Annotated in this window: 15 protein-coding genes; 9 read left to right on the top strand and 6 right to left on the bottom strand. The window is 73.2% G+C overall.

The window, feature by feature from the left end:
* Window positions 1–230: 230 nt before the first annotated feature.
* The 4 genes from glnII to ACFWP2_RS26625 all read right to left on the bottom strand — a co-directional run bounded on the left by glnII (window position 231) and on the right by ACFWP2_RS26625 (window position 4,487).
* Window positions 231–1,253 carry a glutamine synthetase gene (gene glnII / locus ACFWP2_RS26610; protein WP_380455783.1) on the bottom strand — a complete coding sequence of 341 codons (1,023 nt, stop codon included), beginning with the start codon at window positions 1,251–1,253 and terminating at the stop codon, window positions 231–233.
* Between the two features lie 185 nt (window positions 1,254–1,438).
* Window positions 1,439–2,482 carry an LAETG motif-containing sortase-dependent surface protein gene (locus tag ACFWP2_RS26615; RefSeq protein WP_380455785.1) on the bottom strand — a complete coding sequence of 348 codons (1,044 nt, stop codon included), beginning with the start codon at window positions 2,480–2,482 and terminating at the stop codon, window positions 1,439–1,441.
* Between the two features lie 155 nt (window positions 2,483–2,637).
* On the bottom strand, window positions 2,638–3,315 hold the full coding sequence (locus ACFWP2_RS26620) for a uracil-DNA glycosylase (RefSeq protein ID WP_380455788.1): 678 nt from the start codon (window positions 3,313–3,315) through the stop codon (window positions 2,638–2,640).
* A gap of 80 nt (window positions 3,316–3,395) precedes the next feature.
* Entirely contained in the window at window positions 3,396–4,487 is a 1,092-nt protein-coding gene (locus ACFWP2_RS26625; RefSeq protein ID WP_380455792.1) for an amidohydrolase family protein, read from the bottom strand.
* Between the two features lie 151 nt (window positions 4,488–4,638).
* Here ACFWP2_RS26625 and ACFWP2_RS26630 point away from each other — a divergent pair, with 151 nt between their 5' ends.
* Window positions 4,639–5,724 (top strand): pyridoxal-phosphate-dependent aminotransferase family protein, encoded by a 1,086-nt coding sequence (locus ACFWP2_RS26630; protein ID WP_380455795.1) that lies wholly within the window; start codon window positions 4,639–4,641, stop codon window positions 5,722–5,724.
* A gap of 109 nt (window positions 5,725–5,833) precedes the next feature.
* On the opposite strand, the gene ACFWP2_RS26635 is transcribed toward ACFWP2_RS26630, so the two are convergent.
* Window positions 5,834–7,471: an APC family permease gene (locus tag ACFWP2_RS26635; protein ID WP_380455796.1), complete on the bottom strand. Its 1,638-nt coding sequence runs from the start codon at window positions 7,469–7,471 to the stop codon at window positions 5,834–5,836.
* Between the two features lie 361 nt (window positions 7,472–7,832).
* On the opposite strand from ACFWP2_RS26635, the gene ACFWP2_RS26640 reads away from it, so the two are divergent.
* Window positions 7,833–9,431, top strand: a complete 1,599-nt coding sequence (locus ACFWP2_RS26640; protein ID WP_380455799.1) for a TauD/TfdA family dioxygenase — start codon at window positions 7,833–7,835, stop codon at window positions 9,429–9,431.
* Between the two features lie 94 nt (window positions 9,432–9,525).
* Here ACFWP2_RS26640 and ACFWP2_RS26645 read toward each other — a convergent pair whose 3' ends face one another.
* Complete coding sequence (locus ACFWP2_RS26645) at window positions 9,526–10,464, bottom strand: UTRA domain-containing protein (protein ID WP_380455802.1); 939 nt, start codon at window positions 10,462–10,464, stop codon at window positions 9,526–9,528.
* Window positions 10,465–10,805: 341 nt separating this feature from the next.
* On the opposite strand from ACFWP2_RS26645, the gene ACFWP2_RS26650 reads away from it, so the two are divergent.
* From ACFWP2_RS26650 to ACFWP2_RS26680, 7 genes are all read left to right on the top strand, one after another.
* On the top strand, window positions 10,806–11,975 hold the full coding sequence (locus ACFWP2_RS26650) for an ABC transporter substrate-binding protein (RefSeq protein WP_380455805.1): 1,170 nt from the start codon (window positions 10,806–10,808) through the stop codon (window positions 11,973–11,975).
* 43 nt (window positions 11,976–12,018) lie between these two features.
* Window positions 12,019–12,999, top strand: a complete 981-nt coding sequence (locus tag ACFWP2_RS26655) for an ABC transporter permease (RefSeq protein ID WP_380455808.1) — start codon at window positions 12,019–12,021, stop codon at window positions 12,997–12,999.
* Window positions 12,987–13,832, top strand: coding sequence for an ABC transporter permease (locus ACFWP2_RS26660; protein ID WP_380455811.1), 846 nt, complete (start codon window positions 12,987–12,989; stop codon window positions 13,830–13,832). The genes ACFWP2_RS26655 and ACFWP2_RS26660 overlap by 13 nt, the downstream gene beginning before the upstream one ends.
* An 18-nt stretch (window positions 13,833–13,850) precedes the next feature.
* Entirely contained in the window at window positions 13,851–14,936 is a 1,086-nt protein-coding gene (locus ACFWP2_RS26665) for an ABC transporter ATP-binding protein (protein ID WP_380455813.1), read from the top strand.
* A 60-nt stretch (window positions 14,937–14,996) separates the two neighbouring features.
* Window positions 14,997–15,725: an HAD family hydrolase gene (locus ACFWP2_RS26670; protein WP_380455815.1), complete on the top strand. Its 729-nt coding sequence runs from the start codon at window positions 14,997–14,999 to the stop codon at window positions 15,723–15,725.
* A 1-nt stretch (window position 15,726) separates the two neighbouring features.
* Complete coding sequence (locus ACFWP2_RS26675) at window positions 15,727–16,050, top strand: DMT family transporter (protein WP_380455818.1); 324 nt, start codon at window positions 15,727–15,729, stop codon at window positions 16,048–16,050.
* Window positions 16,051–16,149: 99 nt separating this feature from the next.
* Entirely contained in the window at window positions 16,150–16,641 is a 492-nt protein-coding gene (locus ACFWP2_RS26680) for a hypothetical protein (protein WP_380455821.1), read from the top strand.
* Window positions 16,642–16,681 lie beyond the last annotated feature (40 nt).

A 16,681-nucleotide genomic window follows, 5' to 3' on the forward strand; every position in this document is an offset into this window, starting at 1 on the left:
CCACCCCGATCAAGCCCCGGCGCCGGGACACCTCGTCCCTCCGACGCCCCCGGCCCGAACGCCCCGCCGAGCCCGAACGCCCCGCCGAGCCCGAACACCCGAGCGCCCGAACGCCCGGAGACCCGAACGCCGGAAACCCGAACGCCGGAATGCCCGCAGGCCCCCTCCCGAACCGGGAAGGGGCCTGCGGGCGTTGCACACACCGGGTGCCGCGGTGAGACCGCGGTGGATCAGACCTGGCCGGCCTTCTCCAGGGCCGCGCAGCAGGTGTTGATCAGGAGGCGGGTGACGACGTAGGGGTCGACGTTGGCGTTCGGGCGACGGTCCTCGATGTAGCCCTTCTTGTCCACCTCGACCTGCCACGGGATGCGCACGGAGGCACCGCGGTCGGAGACGCCGTAGCTGTAGACGTTCCACGGGGCGGTCTCGTGCTTGCCGGTGAGGCGGGACTGGATGTCGTCGCCGTACTGGCTGACGTGCTCCAGCACGATCTCCTGGGAGGCGCCGAGCGACTCGCAGGCGGTGATGATGGCGTCGTAGCCCTCGCGCATCGCCTTGGTGGAGAAGTTGGTGTGGGCACCCGCGCCGTTCCAGTCGCCCCGGGCCGGCTTGGCGTCGAGGGTGGCGTCGATGCCGAACTCCTCGGCGGTGCGGTAGAGCAGGTAGCGGGCGATCCACATGTCGTCGGAGACGGTCAGGGCGTCGACCGGGCCGATCTGGAACTCCCACTGGCCGGGCATGACCTCGGCGTTGATGCCGCAGATGGCCAGGCCGGCGTCGAGGCAGCGGTCCAGGTGCAGCTCGACGATCTCGCGGCCGAAGACCTCCTCGGCGCCGACGCCGCAGTAGTAGCCGCCCTGCGGGGCCGGGTAGCCGCCCTCCGGGAAGCCGAGCGGGCGGGAGCCCTTGAAGAAGGTGTACTCCTGCTCGATGCCGAAGATCGACTCCTGCGCGGTGTACTTCTCGGCGACCTCACGCAGCAGGGCGCGGGTGTTGGAGACGTGCGGGGTGCCGTCCGTCTCCAGGACCTCGCAGAGGACCAGGATGTTGTCGCCGCCGCGGATCGGGTCCGGCACCACGCGCACCGGGTCCAGCACGCGGTCCGAGGCGTGGCCCTCGGCCTGGCTGGTCGAGGAACCGTCGAAGCCCCAGGTGGGGATCTTGTCGGCGTTGGGCAGGACGCGAGTCTTGGAACGGAGCTTCGCGGTCGGCTTGGTGCCGTCGATCCAGATGTACTCGGCCTTGATTGCCACGTCGTGTCCCTCGCGTTGCTGGGTGGTGGGTGCCCGCGTAGCGTTGCAAGCCGCCGTTTCCCGGTTGTTCCTCTCGTGTAACGCGCATGTGAACCAACCGTCCGCATTGGCACCGTCACGGTGCGGGAGTGCCGGGAGTGGCACTCCCGCCGCTACGGGTGCCGTCGGTCACGGCTCCGGCGCGGTCAGTGACGACGGGCGTGCGCGGCGCGACGGCGCCGGGTGGCCCACAGCGCGGCCGCTCCGCCCGCGACCAGGGCGGCGGCCCCCGCGGCGAGCGGGCCGGTGGCGCTGCTGCCGCCGGTGGCGGCCAGGTTCTCCGCCTTCTCCGCCTTCTCGGCCGTCTCGGCCGTCTCGGCCTTCCCCGACTTCTCCCCCTTCTCCGCCGCGGCCTGCGGGACGGCGGTGCGCGAGGCGGTGGTGTCGGAGGCCGGCTGGGCGGCGGCCGCGCCGGCGGGCGCGGTGCTCGCGCCGGCCGGGCCGGACGGGGTGGTCGCCGGGGTGGCCGCCGAAGTCGCCGCCGGCGCGGAGGGCTTCTCGCAGCTCACCGAGGCGACGGTGACCTTCCCGGTGACCTTGGCGACGTTCAGGTTGAGCGGGTTCACCTCCACCTGCACCTCCAGGGCCGAGGCGGCGGCGGTGGTCGTGGTGACGGTCTTCTTGGAGAACTCCACCGAGACGCTGCCGATCAGCGGCACGTCCACCTTGGTCGGGCCGTACAGGCCGACGGTCACCGGCTTGCCGAGCACGCTGAGCTTGACCGGGGCGATCACGTCGGCGGTGGGCTGCCCGTCCACCGGACAGGTCGCCTCGGCGCTCATCGCCTCCAGGCCGAGCAGCGCGGTGGCCGGCAGGCCGGGGGCGTGCACGTCGGCGTTGACGAGCTTGACGGAGGCGGTGGCGCCCTTGGCGTCGACGCGGGTGACCGACTTGCCGATGTCGGCCTTGACGAGCTCGACCGGGCCGGTCTGGTCGACCCCGGCCACCGTGGCCGTCAGGATCGACCCGTCGCGCTGGGCCGGCGACTCCACCTTGTTCAGCGCGATGTTGACCGGGATGTCCACCGCCTTGTTCAACAGGCTGACGTCCAGGTCGAGTTCGGCGGTGACGGCGCGCGCCTTACCGGGCGACGGGGCGGGCTCGGCCGCCTGGGCGGGCGCGGCGGTGAGCAGTGTGCTCGCCACCACGGCGGTGGCCGCGGCGGCGGAAACGATTCGGCGAGAAGACATGGCGATACCCCCACACAGATGAAACGATGAGCCGCCAGTCTTCTCGAACAATCCGTCACATGAGTAACACAGAAAGTCATTTCACTCGTTGGAGTGAGATTGGCGTTCCGCGCTGACTCACCTCTGCTACAGCGGCCGTACCGGCGCCGGAGCGCCTACGGCAGCCGCCAGTCCACCGGCTGCGCCCCCTGCCGCACCAGCAGCTCGTTCGCCCGGCTGAACGGCCGCGAACCGAAGAAGCCGCGGTCGGCCGACATCGGACTGGGGTGGACCGACTCCACCGACGGGACGTTGCCCAGCAGCGGGCGCAGGTTGCGGGCGTCGCTCCCCCACAGGATCGCCACCAGCGGGCCGCCGCGCGCCACCAGCGCCCGGATCGCCTGCTCGGTGACGGCCTCCCAGCCCTTGCCGCGGTGCTGGCCGCTCTTGCGCGGCTGCACGGTGAGCACGCGGTTGAGCAGCAGCACGCCCTGCCGCGTCCACGGGGTGAGGTCCCCGTTGGACGGCTGCGGCAGGCCCAGGTCGGTGCCGTACTCCCGGTAGATGTTGATCAGGCTCGCCGGGATCGGCCGCACCTCCGGCGCCACCGAGAAGCTGAGCCCGACGGCGTGCCCGGGGGTCGGGTACGGGTCCTGCCCGACGATCAGCACCCGCACGTCGGCGAAGGGCTGCTGGAAGGCCCGCAGCACGTTCGGGCCGGAGGGCAGGTAGGTGCGGCCTGCGGCCAGTTCGGCGCGCAGGAAGTCGCCCATCGCGGCGACCCGTCCGGCGACGGGTTCCAGGGCGGTGGCCCAGCCGGGCTCGACGATCTCGTTCAGTGGACGCGGTGCCATGGTCGCCACCCTATCGGCCTACACCGACAGGGCTTTCAGTGGATGATCATGTGATCGAGGCCGGTCGGGAGGGCTCCCGGCTACCCGACCGGCCGCCCCCGCAGCACCACCAGCCGCGGGTCCGCGAGCACCCGGACGTCCGCCCGCGGGTCCTCCCCGTACACCACGAAGTCCGCCGGCGCGCCCTCCTCCAGCCCCGGCCGCCCCAGCCACTCGCGCGCTCCCCAGCTCGCCGCCGACAGCGCCTGCGCCGGGCTCAGCCCCGCCTTCACCAGCTCCGCCACCTCGTCCGCGACCAGCCCGTGCGCCAGCGAGCCGCCCGCGTCCGTCCCGACGAACACCGGGATGCCGGCGTCGTGCGCGGCAGCCACCGTCTCGTAGCGGCGCTCGTGCAGCCGCCGCATGTGCGCCGACCAGGCCGGGAACTTGGCCTCGCCGCCGGCCGCGAGGTCCGGGAAGGTGGCGATGTTGACCAGGGTCGGCACGATCGCCACCCCGCGCTCGGCGAAGACCGGGATCAGCTCCTCGGTCAGCCCGGTGGCGTGCTCGACGCAGTCGATCCCGGCCGCCAGCAGGTCCGGCAGCGACTCGGCGGAGAAGCAGTGCGCGGTGACCCGGGCACCCTCCTCGTGCGCCGCCGCGATCGCCTCGGCCAGCGCGTCGCCGGGCCAGCAGGCGGCGAGGTCGCCGCGCTCGCGGTCGATCCAGTCGCCGACCAGCTTCACCCAGCCGTCCCCGCGCCGGGCCTCGGCCCGGACGTAGGCGGCCAGGTCGCCGGGCTCGATCTCGTGCGCGTAGTTGCGGATGTAGCGGCGGGTGCGGGCGATGTGCCGCCCGGCCCGGATGATCCGTGGCAGGTCCTCGCGCTCGTCGATCCACCGGGTGTCGGCGGCCGAGCCGGCGTCGCGGATCAGCAGGGTGCCGGCGTCCCGGTCGGTGAGGGCCTGCTTCTCGCTGGTCTCGGCGTCCACCGCGCCGTGCGCGTCCAGGCCGACGTGGCAGTGCGCGTCCACCAGGCCGGGCAGCACCCAGCCGGTCACCGTCCGCACGTCGCCGGCGGTCGGCGGGCGGGTGAAGCTCACCCGGCCGTCCACCACCCAGAGTTCGTCCCGGACGTCCTGCGGACCGACCAGCACCCGACCCCGTACGTGCAGCACCGCACCATCGCTCATGGCCGCACTCTACCGACGGGCGGGTTCCGTGTAAGCAGTCATGATGCGGCAGACTCGTTTCCGCACCCCCTCCCCGCGCAGCACCGCGCACCCGCGAAACCCCGCGGACCCCGCAAGACCCCGCAGAACCCCCGCGAAAGGCGATAAAGACGTGAGTCCCTTCCTCGACCTGCCCCCGCTCAGCGCCGCCGAGTTCGCGGCGATCGAGGACCAGGTGGCCGCGCTGCTGCACACCGAGGCCGATGTGATCGTCACCCAGGGCGAGGCGCTCCTCCCCCTGGAGGCCGCGATCCGCGGCGCCGCGCACCCCGGCTCGACCGCCCTCAACATCGTCACCGGCCCGTACGGGCAGACCTTCGGCAACTGGCTGCGCTCCTGCGGGACGAAGGTCGTCGACCTGGCCGTGCCCTTCGACAGCGCGGTGAGCGCCGAGCAGGTGGCCGAGGCCCTGGCGGCGAACCCGGAGATCGACTTCGTCTCGCTGGTGCACGCCGAGGCCGCCACCGGCAACACCAACCCGGTCGCCGGGATCGGTGCCGTGGTCCGCGAGCACGGCGCGCTGCTGATGCTCGACGCGGTCGCCTCCGTCGCCGCCGAGCCGCTGCTCACCGACGAGTGGGGCGTCGACCTGTGCGTCATCGGCGGCCAGAAGGCGATGGGCGGCCCGGCCGGGGTCTCCGCCGTGTCCGTCTCCGCGCGCGCCTGGGAGCGGATCGCCGCCAACCCGGCCGCCCCGCGCCGCTCCTACCTGTCGCTGCTCGACTGGAAGGAGCGCTGGACGGACGCCGGCCGCGCCGTGCTGCCGCACGCCCCGGCCCAGCTGGAGATGCTCGCGCTCGGCGCCTGCCTGGACCGGATCGCCGCCGACGGCCTGCCCGCCGTGATCGCCCGCCACCGCGCCGCCTCCGCCGCCACCCGGGCCGGTGTCCGCGCGCTCGGCACCCTGGCCCCGTACGTCGTCGAGGACGCCCACGCGGCCCCGGTCGCCACCACCCTGCGCACCCCGGACGGCGTCGACGCGACCGCCCTCGCCGCCCGCCTCGACCCGGCCCTGCCCGTCCAGCCGGGCGGGGGCGCCCTGGCCGGCTCGATGCTGCGGGTCAACCACTACGGGCAGGCGGCCGCGCTGGACACCGTCCGCGCCTGCCTGTCGGCCCTCGCCGGGGCGACGGACGCCGAGGCGGCGCCCGCCCTGGCCGCCGCCGAGGCCGCCTGGAGCGCGACCGTCGGAGCCTGATCGGCCCGAGCGCACACGGCCGAGGCCCCCGCAGGACGTCCTGCGGGGGCCTCGGCCGTACCCGGGGCGCCGTACCCGGGGCGCCGTACCCGGGGCGCCGTACCCGGGGTCAGTGCCCGTTGACGTCCACCACCTCGACGCCGCGGATGTTCCGCTCGATCTCCTCGGCCGGCAGCGCGATCGCCAGCGCCCAGTAGTAGACGACCAGCGAGAACGCCACCACGACGACGATGTCCCACCACAGCGGCAGGTTCCCCTGCGCGCCCACGCCGAAGGTGCCCTGCCAGGAGGTCAGACCCATGCCGATCAGGTAGACCGGCAGCCACTGCCCGGCCCGGAAGTCCATCCGGGGAGCGTTCGGCAGCCCCTTCGAGCGCGCGTACCAGGAGTACCCGCCGAGCAGCAGGTAGCCGATCACGATCGCCAGGCCCAGGCGCCACAGGGTGTCCCAGCCGGACCAGTAGATGACCAGGCTGGCCACCACGAAGGCCAGCGGCGAGACCACCGAGCCGGCGGGCAGGTGGTACGAGCGCTCCATCCCGGGCAGCCGCTTGCGCAGCACCCCGAAGGCCAGCGGGGCGCCCGCGTACATCAGCACCACCGCCGAGGTGATGAAGCCGACCAGCCGCTGCCAGCTCGGGAAGGGCAGGAAGCAGATCACCCCGGCCACCCAGGCGATGAGCAGGCCGAGCCAGGGCACCGCGCGCTTGTCGGTGGCCTGCAGCGTCTGCGGCGCGTAGCCGTTGCGGCTCAGGCCGTAGGTGACCCGGGAGCTGGAGGTGATGTAGACCAGCCCGGTGCCGGCCGGCGAGATGACCGCGTCGATGAACAGCAGGGTGGCCAGCCAGCCCAGGCCGATCAGGGTCGCCAGGCCGGCGAACGGTCCGCTGATCCCGGGATAGTCGAGGGTGCTCCAGCCGTGGGCGAAGGTCTCCGGCGGCAGGGCGCCGATGAACACCACCTGGAGCATCACGTAGACGATCGTGCCGATCACCACCGAGCCGAGCACCGCGCGGGGGATGTCCCGGCGCGGGTTGCGGCTCTCCCCCGCCCACTGGATGGCCTGTTCGAAGCCGAGCAGCGCGAAGATCACCCCGCTGCTGCTGATCGCGGTGAGCACGCCCTTGGCGCCGTCCGGCGCGAAGCCGTGCACGTCGAAGTTGGAGCCGTGGAACTCGGTGATGCCGAGCGCGAAGATGGTCAGCACCGGGACGGCCACCTTCCACACGGTGGCCGCGCTGTTGGTGTGGGCGAGCAGCCGCACGCCGAGGAAGTTGATCGCGACGAAGACTCCGAGCAGGGCGGCCGCGACGACGAACCCCCAGCCGGTCAGGGTGAGGTTCTGGTTCAGCAGGCCGTCCGCCCAGCTCCAGTGCTGGGCGTAGTTGATCATCGCCTGCACCTCGATCGGCGCGATCGTCGCGGCCTGCAGCCAGGTGAACCAGCCGAAGGACATCCCGGCGAACCCGCCGAAGGCGTAGTGCGGGTAGCGCGCCGTGCCGCCCGCCACCGGGAACAGCCCGCCCAGCTCGGCGTGCACCAGCGCCAGCAGGACGATCGCCACCGCGCCGATGCCCCAGGACAGCAGCGCCGACGGCCCGGCCGCCACCGCCGCCTTCTGCGCCCCGAACAGCCAGCCGGAGCCGATGATCGCCCCGACCGAGGCCCAGAGCAGTCCGATGACGCCGACCTCGCGCCGCAGCGCGGTGTGCCCCGAGCCGGGCGGATTGGATGAGGAATGGGCCATGGCCGATCGCCTCTCGAAGCAGGAGGAATTCCTCCGACAGTGCCGCAGCCCGACCGACTCCCCGCCCCGAAACGCCCCGCACCCCGCACCCCTCACTCGAACAGCCCGCGAGAACGGCCCGCGGGACCAGCCCCGGGGAACGGCCCGCGGGAACGGCCTGCGGGGACCCGCCGCGGGAACCTCCGCCGGCACAGTTCCCGAAGCGTTCACCCGCCCGGCACGCGGAGCTCACCGGAGGCAGGCAGGCTCCCGAGCAGGGCCTGAAGTTGGCTATACAACTTCAGGCCGCACGAGAGCCCGACAGCACAGCCCGACACCACAGCCCGACACGACAGCCGTAGTGCCGCCGAGGAGAAGACCGATGACCGAACTGCCGCCGTACTGGCTGCGCGACAACTGCCCGTGCGCCGAGTGCCGGGACCCGCGCAACGGGCAGAAGCTGTTCCAGATCGACGACCTGCCGCAGGACCTGGCGGTCACCGGGAGCGCGGAGGCCCACGGGCACCTGGAGGTGCACTGGTCGGACGGGCACCGCTCCCGCTACCCGCTGGAGTGGCTCGACCGGGCGGACGACGGCGACGGGCGCACCGAGCAGGGCAAGCGGCTCTGGACGGCGGCGGACTTCGCGCCCGACATCCCGCAGGCGCGGTGGGAGGACTACCTGACCGACCCGGCCGAGCGGGCCGCGGTGCTGGCCGCCGTACGGGACGGCGGCTTCGCCGTGCTGCGCGGGGTGCCGGCCGTCGAGCGGCAGGTCCTGCGGGTGGCGGAGAGCTTCGGCCACGTACGGGTCACCAACTACGGGGAGCTGTTCGACGTCCGGGTCGAGCCGGATCCGAACAACCTCGCCTTCACCAGCGTCGCCATCGCCCCGCACACCGACAACCCGTACCGGGACCCGGTGCCGACCCTCCAGCTGCTGCACTGCCTGGAGAACTCGGCGACCGGCGGCGACTCCGGACTGGTGGACGGGTTCAAGGCCGCGGCGATCCTCCGGGAGGAGGCGCCGGCCGCGTTCGAGGTCCTCACCCGCACGCCCGTCCCGTTCGTCTTCCGCGACCGGGGCACCGAACTGCGCGCCGACCGCCCGCTGATCGACGTGGACCCTCGGGGCCGGATCCGCGAGGTCAGGTTCAACAACCGCTCGATCGGCACCGTCCGGGCCGGCGGCCCGGCCGAGCTGAACGCCTTCTACGCCGCCTACCGCCGCTTCGCCGCGATCACCCTGCGCCCCGAGCTCCAGCTCACCTTCCGCCTCGGCCCCGGCGACTGCCTGATCTTCGACAACACCCGCCTGCTGCACGCCCGGACGGCCTTCCAGCAGGACGGCCACCGCCACCTCCAGGGCTGCTACGCCGACCTCGACGCCCTGAACAGCACCCTCGCGGTGCTGCGCCGCCGCACCGCCGCCCTGGACGCGATCGCCGCCCTCTTCGCGGGCGAGGGCGCCGGGGAGTACCTGGGCGAGGAGGTCACCATGGCCGAGCACATGCTCCAGGCCGCCGCTGCCGCCGAGGCCGCCGGGGCGCCCGGGCACCTGGTCGCCGCGGCGCTGCTGCACGACGTCGGGCACTTCTTCGACGAACACGGCCAGGAGGCCCTGCACGGGCGGGATCTGATGCGGGGTCAGGACAACCGCCACAGCGACTCCGGGGCCGACTGGCTGGCCCGCTGGTTCGGCCCGGAGGTCACCGAGCCGGTCCGGCTGCACGTGGCCGCCAAGCGCTACCTGTGCGCGGTCGAGCCCGGGTACCGGGAGCGGCTCTCCGCGGCCTCCGAGTACACCCTGGGCGTCCAGGGCGGCCCGATGGACGAGCGCCGGGCCGCCGCCTTCGCCGAACTCCCGGGCGCGCGGGACGCGGTGGCGGTACGGCGCTGGGACGAGCAGGCGAAGGTGGCCGGCGCCCCGACGCCGGGCTTCGCGCACTACCGCCCGCTGCTCGCCGCGCTCATGCGGTAGCCGCTCGGCTCATCCCGCCCGGCTCATCCCGCTCGGGGAACGCCCGCCCGGCTCATCCCGCCCGGGGAACGCTCGCGCGGCACCCGCGAGGGCTTCAGTCCAGCTCCCGCGCGTGCCGCGAAAGCGCCGAGGTGGCCAGCGAGTTGTGCACGCTGAACGCCACCGTCCCGGGCAGGTAGCGGTCCTGGGACCACTCCACCGGCGTGCCCGTCGGGTCGGTCGTGCGGCGCCGCTCGCGCAGCAGCGGACCGCCCCGGCGGCAGCCGAGCAGCCGGGCGTCCTCGGCGTTGGCCGGGACGACGTCGATGGTGTGGTCGGCGTCGGTGAACAGGATGCCGTGCTCGCGCAGTACTTCGGTGTGCGAGACCACGTCCGGCGGCAGCTCGGCGACGATCTCGCCGACCCGCGGCGGGTAGACGGTGCGCTCGACCATCACCGGCGTGCCGGACAGCGTCCGCAGCCGGACGATGACGTACACCTCGGCGCCCGGCTCCAGGCGCAGTTGCTCGCGCTCGGCGGCGTCGGCCGGGCGGCGCACCAGCGAGTCCAGGATGCCGCCGGGCTCCTCGCCCATCGAGTACGCCCAGTGGGTGAAGCTGAGCAGTTCGGAGAAGCTCTGCACCCGGGCGCCGCCGAGGACCACCCGGCGGGTGCCGCGGCGGGAGGTGACCAGCCCGTCGGAGCGCAGCACCGCGAGCGCCTGGCGGACGGTGCCGCGGGAGACGCCGTACTGCTCGGCCAGCGCGCCCTCGGCGGGCAGCCGGCCGGCCTCGCCGTACGCGCCGGTGGTGATCGCCTCGCGCAGGTCGGCGGCCACCTTCCGGTACAGCGCGCCCGGGCGCTCGGCCGGGGGCTCCCCGGCGGCCGAGTGGCCCCCTGCGGCCGGGGGCTCCCCGGCGGCCGAGTGGCCCCCTGCGGCCGGGGGCTCCCCGGCGGCCGAGTGGCCCCCTGCGGCCGAGTGCTCCGCGGTGGCCGAGTGGGCCCCGGCGGCCGGGCGCTCCTCGGCCCCGGGGCGCTGGGGCTCGGTTGCCACGTCAGTCAATGTCCCTCCTGGGGCGGTGTCCTGCGCAGCCGTACCGGCGCGGACAGCCCGACCTTATCCCGCTGCGCCTTCGAAGCATCGCACCGAAAGGTTCACGCTCCGATGGCCGGATTCCACCGTTCCCGCAGCCGACCCCGGTTCTGGGCCATCCGTTCACCTTCCCGTCACCGGGCTCCGGCGTACTTACTGCCGTCAGCGAAGTTGGCTAGTCAACTCGGACGACGTCGATCGATCGCCCATCCGGCCGGTCCGCCGCCCTTCGCGAGACGCAAGCCCGCGGAACCCCCCGCGAACGCCCCTCGCCGTACGCCCCCTTAACAGGAGACTTCCCCGTGACCGTGCACCGCGCCCGCGCCGCCGCCTTCGCGGCCGTACTGACCGCCGCCGCGCTCTCCCTCACCGCCTGCGGCTCCGCCGGTTCGAGCGCCAAGTCCGGCGACGCCGCCAAGGACGGCGCCAAGGACGCCAAGACGGCCACCTCCGTCGCCGACTTCGGCGGCATGGACGGCCTGATCGCCGCGGCCAAGAAGGAGGGCAAGCTGCACGTCATCACGCTGCCCCGGGACTGGGCGAACTACGGCAAGATCATCGACGGCTTCAAGGCCAAGTACGGCATCGAGGTCGAGGAGGAGAACCCGGACGGCACCAGCCAGGACGAGATCAACGCGATCAACTCCCGCAAGGGCCAGGACCGCGCCCCCGACGTGGTCGACCTGGGCAGCGCCTTCGCCCTCCAGGCGGTCAAGGACGGCATCCTCGCCCCCTACAAGGTCGCCACCTTCGACAAGGTGCCGGACACCATGAAGGACGCGAACGGCGCCGCCGTCAACGACTACGGCGGCTACGTCTCCATCGGCTGCGACGCCAAGAAGATCACCAACTGCCCGAAGACCTTCGCCGACCTGCTCAAGCCGGAGTACAAGGGCCAGGTCGCCCTCAACGGCAACCCGACCAAGTCCGGCTCCGCCTTCGGCGGCGTCTACGCGGCCGCGCTCGCCAACGGCGGTTCGCTGGACAACGTCCAGCCCGGCATCGACTTCTTCGGCAAGCTGAAGCAGGCCGGCAACTACAACCCGGTCGAGTCGACCCCGGCCACCATCGAGAAGGGCGAGACCCCGATCTCGATCGACTGGTCCTACCTGAACGCCGGTTACACCGACGAGTTCAAGGACAAGGGCGTCGACTGGAAGGTCTCCATCCCGACCGACGGCTCCTACGCCCAGTTCTACAACCAGGGCATCAACAAGTGGGCCCCGCACCCGGCGGCCGCCCGCCTGTGGCAGGAGTACCTGTTCAGCGCCGAGGGCCAGAACCTCTTCCTCGGCGGCTACGCCACCCCGTCCACCTTCGAGGCCCTGAAGAAGGACGGCACCCTGGACACCACCGCGGCCGCCAAGCTGCCGACCGTCGAGAAGCCGTTCACGACCTTCCCGACCGTCGACCAGATCAACGCGGCCAAGAAGGTCGTCACCGAGAACTGGACCAAGGCCGTCGCGGGCTGACACCCCGGCCACGTACCGCACTTCGGGCTGAGAAAAGGCACTCATGACCACGGCTCCCACCCCGGTGCCGACCACCCCCGCCGCCACCTCCCCCGGTGGCGGCGCGGGGGCGTCCGCCACCGCCACGACCACCTCCCCCACCAGCACGGCCCCCACCCCGCGGCGCCGGCCGCTCGCCCGCCTCGGCGGCGCGTCCTGGCTGGCCACCGTGCCGCTGCTGCTGTTCTTCCTGATCGGCTTCGGACTGCCCACGGTCGCCATCGTGATCGGCGCGTTCACCACCTCCAGCGACGCGGAGGCCGGCGCCGGGCAGTTCACCTTCGACAACCTGACGGCCTCCGTCCAGGGCGGCTACCTGACGGCCATGCTGAGCAGCCTCAAGCTCTCCGCGCTGACCGCGCTGCTCGCCACCGCGCTCGGCCTGCCGCTCGCCCAGGCCGTCGTCACCTCCCGGCGCGGCTGGCTGCGCCAGGCGGTGCTCACCGCCTCCGGCGTGCTCGCCAACTTCGGCGGCCTGCCGCTCGCCTTCGCGTTCGTCGCCACCCTCGGCAACGCCGGCGAGATCACCAAGCTGCTGCACCTCACCGACCACGGCTGGTCGCTGTACTCGTTCACCGGCCTGACGGTCGTGTACCTGTACTTCCTCGTCCCGCTGATGGTGCTCACCATCACGCCGGCCCTGGACGGCCTGCGGATCCAGTGGCGCGAGGCGGCCCAGAACAACCGGGCCACCACCGTCCAGTACTGGCTCCACGTCGCCCTGCCGATCCTGGCGCCCTCCCTGCTCGGCGGCTTCGTGCTGCTCTTCGGCAGCGCCTTCGCCGCCTACGCGACGGCCGCCGCCATGACCGGCGCGACCGTCCCGCTGGTCAGCCGCTCGATCGCGGACGCGCTCTCCGGCAACGTGCTGGTCGGCCAGGGCAACCTCGCCCTCGCGCTCAGCCTCAACATGATCATCGTGGCCGTCCTGGTGATGGCCGTGTACCTCCCCCTCCAGCGCCGGAGCGCCCGATGGCTCAGCTGACCACCCCCGCCCGCCCCGGCCGACGCACCGTGCGCTGGTGGCGCGGAGCCGTGCTGCTGCTCGCCGGCGTCTACTTCGTCGTCCCGCTCGCGGCCTCCTTCTGGTTCTCCATCGACGACCCCAAGGGCATCTCCTTCGAGGCCTACACCGGGCTGCTCTCCGCCCCCGGCTTCCTGGACAGCCTCTGGCTGACCCTCGGCCTCGCCGTGGTCACCGTCCTGGTGCTGCTGCTCCTGCTCGTCCCGGCGCTGATCGCCGTCCGGCTCGGCTCGCCGAAGCTGCGCCCGGTCATCGACGTGCTCTGCACCCTGCCGCTGGTCGTCCCGCCGGTCGCCCTGACCGCCGGTCTGATCGGTGTGCTCCGCTGGGGCCCGGACTACCTGATGGACACCCCGTTCTTCCAGACCTTCGTGTTCATCCAGGACCCGGACTTCCCGCTGGTGCTGGTCATCGCGTACGTGCTGATGGCCCTGCCGCTCGCCTACCGCGCCCTGGACGCCGGCCTGCGCTCGATGGACGTGCGCACCCTGGTCGAGGCCGCCCGCAACTGCGGCGCGAGCTGGCCGCGCGCGGTGCTCACCGTCGTCCTGCCCAACCTGCGCGGGGCCCTGCTGAACGCCTCCTTCCTCACCCTGGCCCTGGTCCTCGGCGAGTTCACCACCGCCTCGATCCTCGGATTCCAGCCCTTCCCGGTGTGGATCTACTCGGTCGGCAACAGCCAGGCCCACATGTCGGTCGCGGTCTCCATCCTGAGCCTGCTGCTCACCTGGCTGCTGCTGCTCCTGCTGGCCACCGCCGGGCGCGAGCGCCACGCCAAGACCGCCACCTCCTGACCCCCGGAGTTCCCAGTCATGACCACGCCCACCGCCCTCGCCAACGGCGTCTCGCTCTCCCCCGGCAGCGCCACCGTCGAATTCCGCTCCCTGCGCCGCGCGTTCGGCGCCACCACGGCCCTCGACGGCCTGGACCTGACCGTCCACCCGGGCGAGCTGCTCGCCCTGCTCGGCCCGTCCGGCTGCGGCAAGACCACCGCGCTGCGCATCCTGGCCGGCTTCGAGCAGCACGACTCCGGTGAGGTGCTGGTCGACGGCCGGGACATCACCGCGATCCCCGCGCACAAGCGCGACGCGGGCATGGTGTTCCAGTCCTACAGCCTCTTCCCGCACCTGACCGCCGTGGACAACGTCGCCTTCGGGCTGCGGATGCGCGGCACCGGCAAGGCCGAGCGCCGCAAGCGGGCCCAGGAGCTGCTGGAGCTGGTCGGCCTGCCGCACCGCGCCGACCACTACCCGCACCAGATGTCCGGCGGCCAGCAGCAGCGCATCGCGCTCGCCCGCGCGCTCGCCCTCCAGCCGCGCGTCCTGCTGCTGGACGAGCCGCTGTCCGCGCTGGACGCCAAGGTCCGCCTCCAGCTGCGCGACGAGATCCGCCGCCTCCAGCAGGAGCTGGGCATCACCACCCTGTTCGTCACCCACGACCAGGAGGAGGCGCTGTCGATGGCCGACCGGGTCGCGGTGCTGCGGGCCGGGAAGCTGGAGCAGTGCGCCACCCCGTCCGAGCTGTACGGCCGGCCGGCCACCGCCTTCGTCGCCGAGTTCGTCGGCACCATGAGCCGCATCCCGTGCACCCGCGTCCCGGACGGCGTCGAGGTGCTCGGCCGCCGGCACGCGGTGGACGGCGAGCTCCCGGCCGACGGCGAGCTCCAGGTGCTGGTCCGCCCGGAGAACGTCACCCTGACCCCGGCCGAGGACGGCCCCGCACTGGTGATGACCGCCTCCTTCCTGGGCGCCGTCACCCGGCTCACCGTCCGCCTGGACGACGGCACCGAGGTCAAGGCCGACCTGCCCACCGAGGCCGCCGCCGCCCTGCCGGCCGGCGCCCGGGCCGCGCTCACCCTGCCGGAGCGCCCGGTGCTGGTGGACCGCCGCACCGCCTGAGAACCTCGTACCTCCCCGCTCCGTCCGCCGGAGCCCCGAAGAACCACCGAAGGTACCGCCATGCCTGACTCCGCCATGCCCGAAACCAACGCCGTCACCGCCGCCGCCTCACCCGCCGCCGCCCTGCCCGCCGCCGTCCTGTTCGACATGGACGGCACCCTGGTCGACACCGAGCAGCTGTGGTGGCAGACCGCCGCCGAGATCGCCGAGGAGCTGCACCGCCCGCTCACCGACGAGGACGCCCCCGAGGTGCTCGGCCAGGCCGTCGAGCACACCGCCGCCCACCTGCACAAGGTCAGCGGCACCACCCTCGGCGAGGCCGAACTCGCCGCCCGGCTGGGCGATTCCTTCGCCGCCAGGGTCGCCGCCGAGACGGTTCCGCGCCCCGGCGCGCTCGCCCTGCTGGCCTCACTGCGCGACGCCGGGGTGCCCACCGCACTGGTCTCCGCCTCCCCGCGCCGGGTGGTGGACCTGGTGCTGTCCGCCATCGGCCGGGACTGGTTCGCCGTGACCCTGGCCGCCGAGGACACCGAGCGCACCAAGCCCGCACCCGACCCGTACCTCGCCGCCGCCGAGCGGCTCGGCCTGGACCCGGCGGCCTGCCTCGCCGTCGAGGACACCCCGACCGGGGTCGCCTCCGCCACCGCGGCCGGCTGCGCCGTGCTCGCCGTGCCGTCCACCGCGGTGCCGATGCCCCGGGGCGAGCGGATCACCCTGCTCGCCAGCCTGGAGCAGGCCGACCTCGCCCTGCTCGGGAAGCTCGCCGGTTCCGGCGCGGTTCGCCCCTGACATGCCCTATCTCCTGCTCGCGCTCGCCATCGTCAGCGAGGTCTGCGCCACCAGCTGCCTCAAGCTCACCGAGGGGTTCACCCGGCTCTGGCCGAGCCTCGGCGTCGGCATCGGCTACGCGCTCTCCTTCGTGCTGCTCGGCCGCGCCCTCAAGCACATACCGGTCTCGGTCGCCTACGCGGTCTGGTCCGGGGCCGGCACCGCCGCGGTCGCCGGGATCGGCGTGGTGGCCTTCGGCGAGTCGCTCGGGCGGCTCCAGTGGCTGGGCATAGCGCTGGTGATCGTCGGGGTGGTCGTTCTCAACCTCAGGGGCGGACACTTCTGACGGCTCGTCACTTCACGAACAACTGATCAACTCCCCTGTCGGGGCGGGAAGTCGGACGTGCCGACCGCCCGCCCCGAACGCTTCGCTACGGTGTCCCCCATGACGGACCCCCGGCCCCATCACTACCGCTTCGTCCACCGCGAGCTCGCCCGCCAGGTACTGGAGTTCGGCCCGCGCGTGGCCACCCCGACCCCGGACGGCAACAGCCTGCTGCCCGTCGTCACCCAGATCTGGGACGACCTCGGCGCCGCCCTGCCGCCCGAGGACCGCCTGCCCCACCACGGCCTCGACTGCCGGCACCTGTCGGTCGACGGCCACCACATGCTGCTGGTCACCCTGCCCACCCCGGCGGGCGCCACCGAGGCCCACTTCGTCGCCGCCGTCCAGCCCCAGGGCGCCAGGGCCGTGCGCTACGTGACGCTGGAGCACGCGATCAGCCCCCTCGACGGCAGCCCCGGCACCGTCCTCGGCGAGTGGACCGCCGAGAGCCACCTCAACCACGGCCCGGGTCCCTCGCCCGTCGCCGAACTGTTCGTCACCGCCGTGGTGCAGCTCGTCACCCCGAAGAAGCGCGGCTTCTGGCGCCGCTGAGACCCGACCGCACACGTACTCCTCCGGGCCGGGCCGGCGG

Source organism: Kitasatospora sp. NPDC058444 (assembly GCF_042721415.1).
Classification (GTDB): domain Bacteria; phylum Actinomycetota; class Actinomycetes; order Streptomycetales; family Streptomycetaceae; genus Kitasatospora.

What these genes read in the sequence shown, in the direction of transcription:
- ACFWP2_RS26615 (WP_380455785.1), bottom strand. Translation starts at nt 2,482, where the DNA reads ATGTCTTCTCGCCGAATCGTTTCCGCCGCCGCGGCCACCGCCGTGGTG.
- ACFWP2_RS26620 (WP_380455788.1), bottom strand. Translation starts at nt 3,315, where the DNA reads ATGGCACCGCGTCCACTGAACGAGATCGTCGAGCCCGGCTGGGCCACC.
- ACFWP2_RS26625 (WP_380455792.1), bottom strand. Translation starts at nt 4,487, where the DNA reads ATGAGCGATGGTGCGGTGCTGCACGTACGGGGTCGGGTGCTGGTCGGT.
- ACFWP2_RS26635 (WP_380455796.1), bottom strand. Translation starts at nt 7,471, where the DNA reads ATGGCCCATTCCTCATCCAATCCGCCCGGCTCGGGGCACACCGCGCTG.
- ACFWP2_RS26640 (WP_380455799.1), top strand. Translation starts at nt 7,833, where the DNA reads ATGACCGAACTGCCGCCGTACTGGCTGCGCGACAACTGCCCGTGCGCC.
- ACFWP2_RS26655 (WP_380455808.1), top strand. Translation starts at nt 12,019, where the DNA reads ATGACCACGGCTCCCACCCCGGTGCCGACCACCCCCGCCGCCACCTCC.
- ACFWP2_RS26660 (WP_380455811.1), top strand. Translation starts at nt 12,987, where the DNA reads ATGGCTCAGCTGACCACCCCCGCCCGCCCCGGCCGACGCACCGTGCGC.
- ACFWP2_RS26665 (WP_380455813.1), top strand. Translation starts at nt 13,851, where the DNA reads ATGACCACGCCCACCGCCCTCGCCAACGGCGTCTCGCTCTCCCCCGGC.
- ACFWP2_RS26670 (WP_380455815.1), top strand. Translation starts at nt 14,997, where the DNA reads ATGCCTGACTCCGCCATGCCCGAAACCAACGCCGTCACCGCCGCCGCC.
- ACFWP2_RS26675 (WP_380455818.1), top strand. Translation starts at nt 15,727, where the DNA reads ATGCCCTATCTCCTGCTCGCGCTCGCCATCGTCAGCGAGGTCTGCGCC.
- ACFWP2_RS26680 (WP_380455821.1), top strand. Translation starts at nt 16,150, where the DNA reads ATGACGGACCCCCGGCCCCATCACTACCGCTTCGTCCACCGCGAGCTC.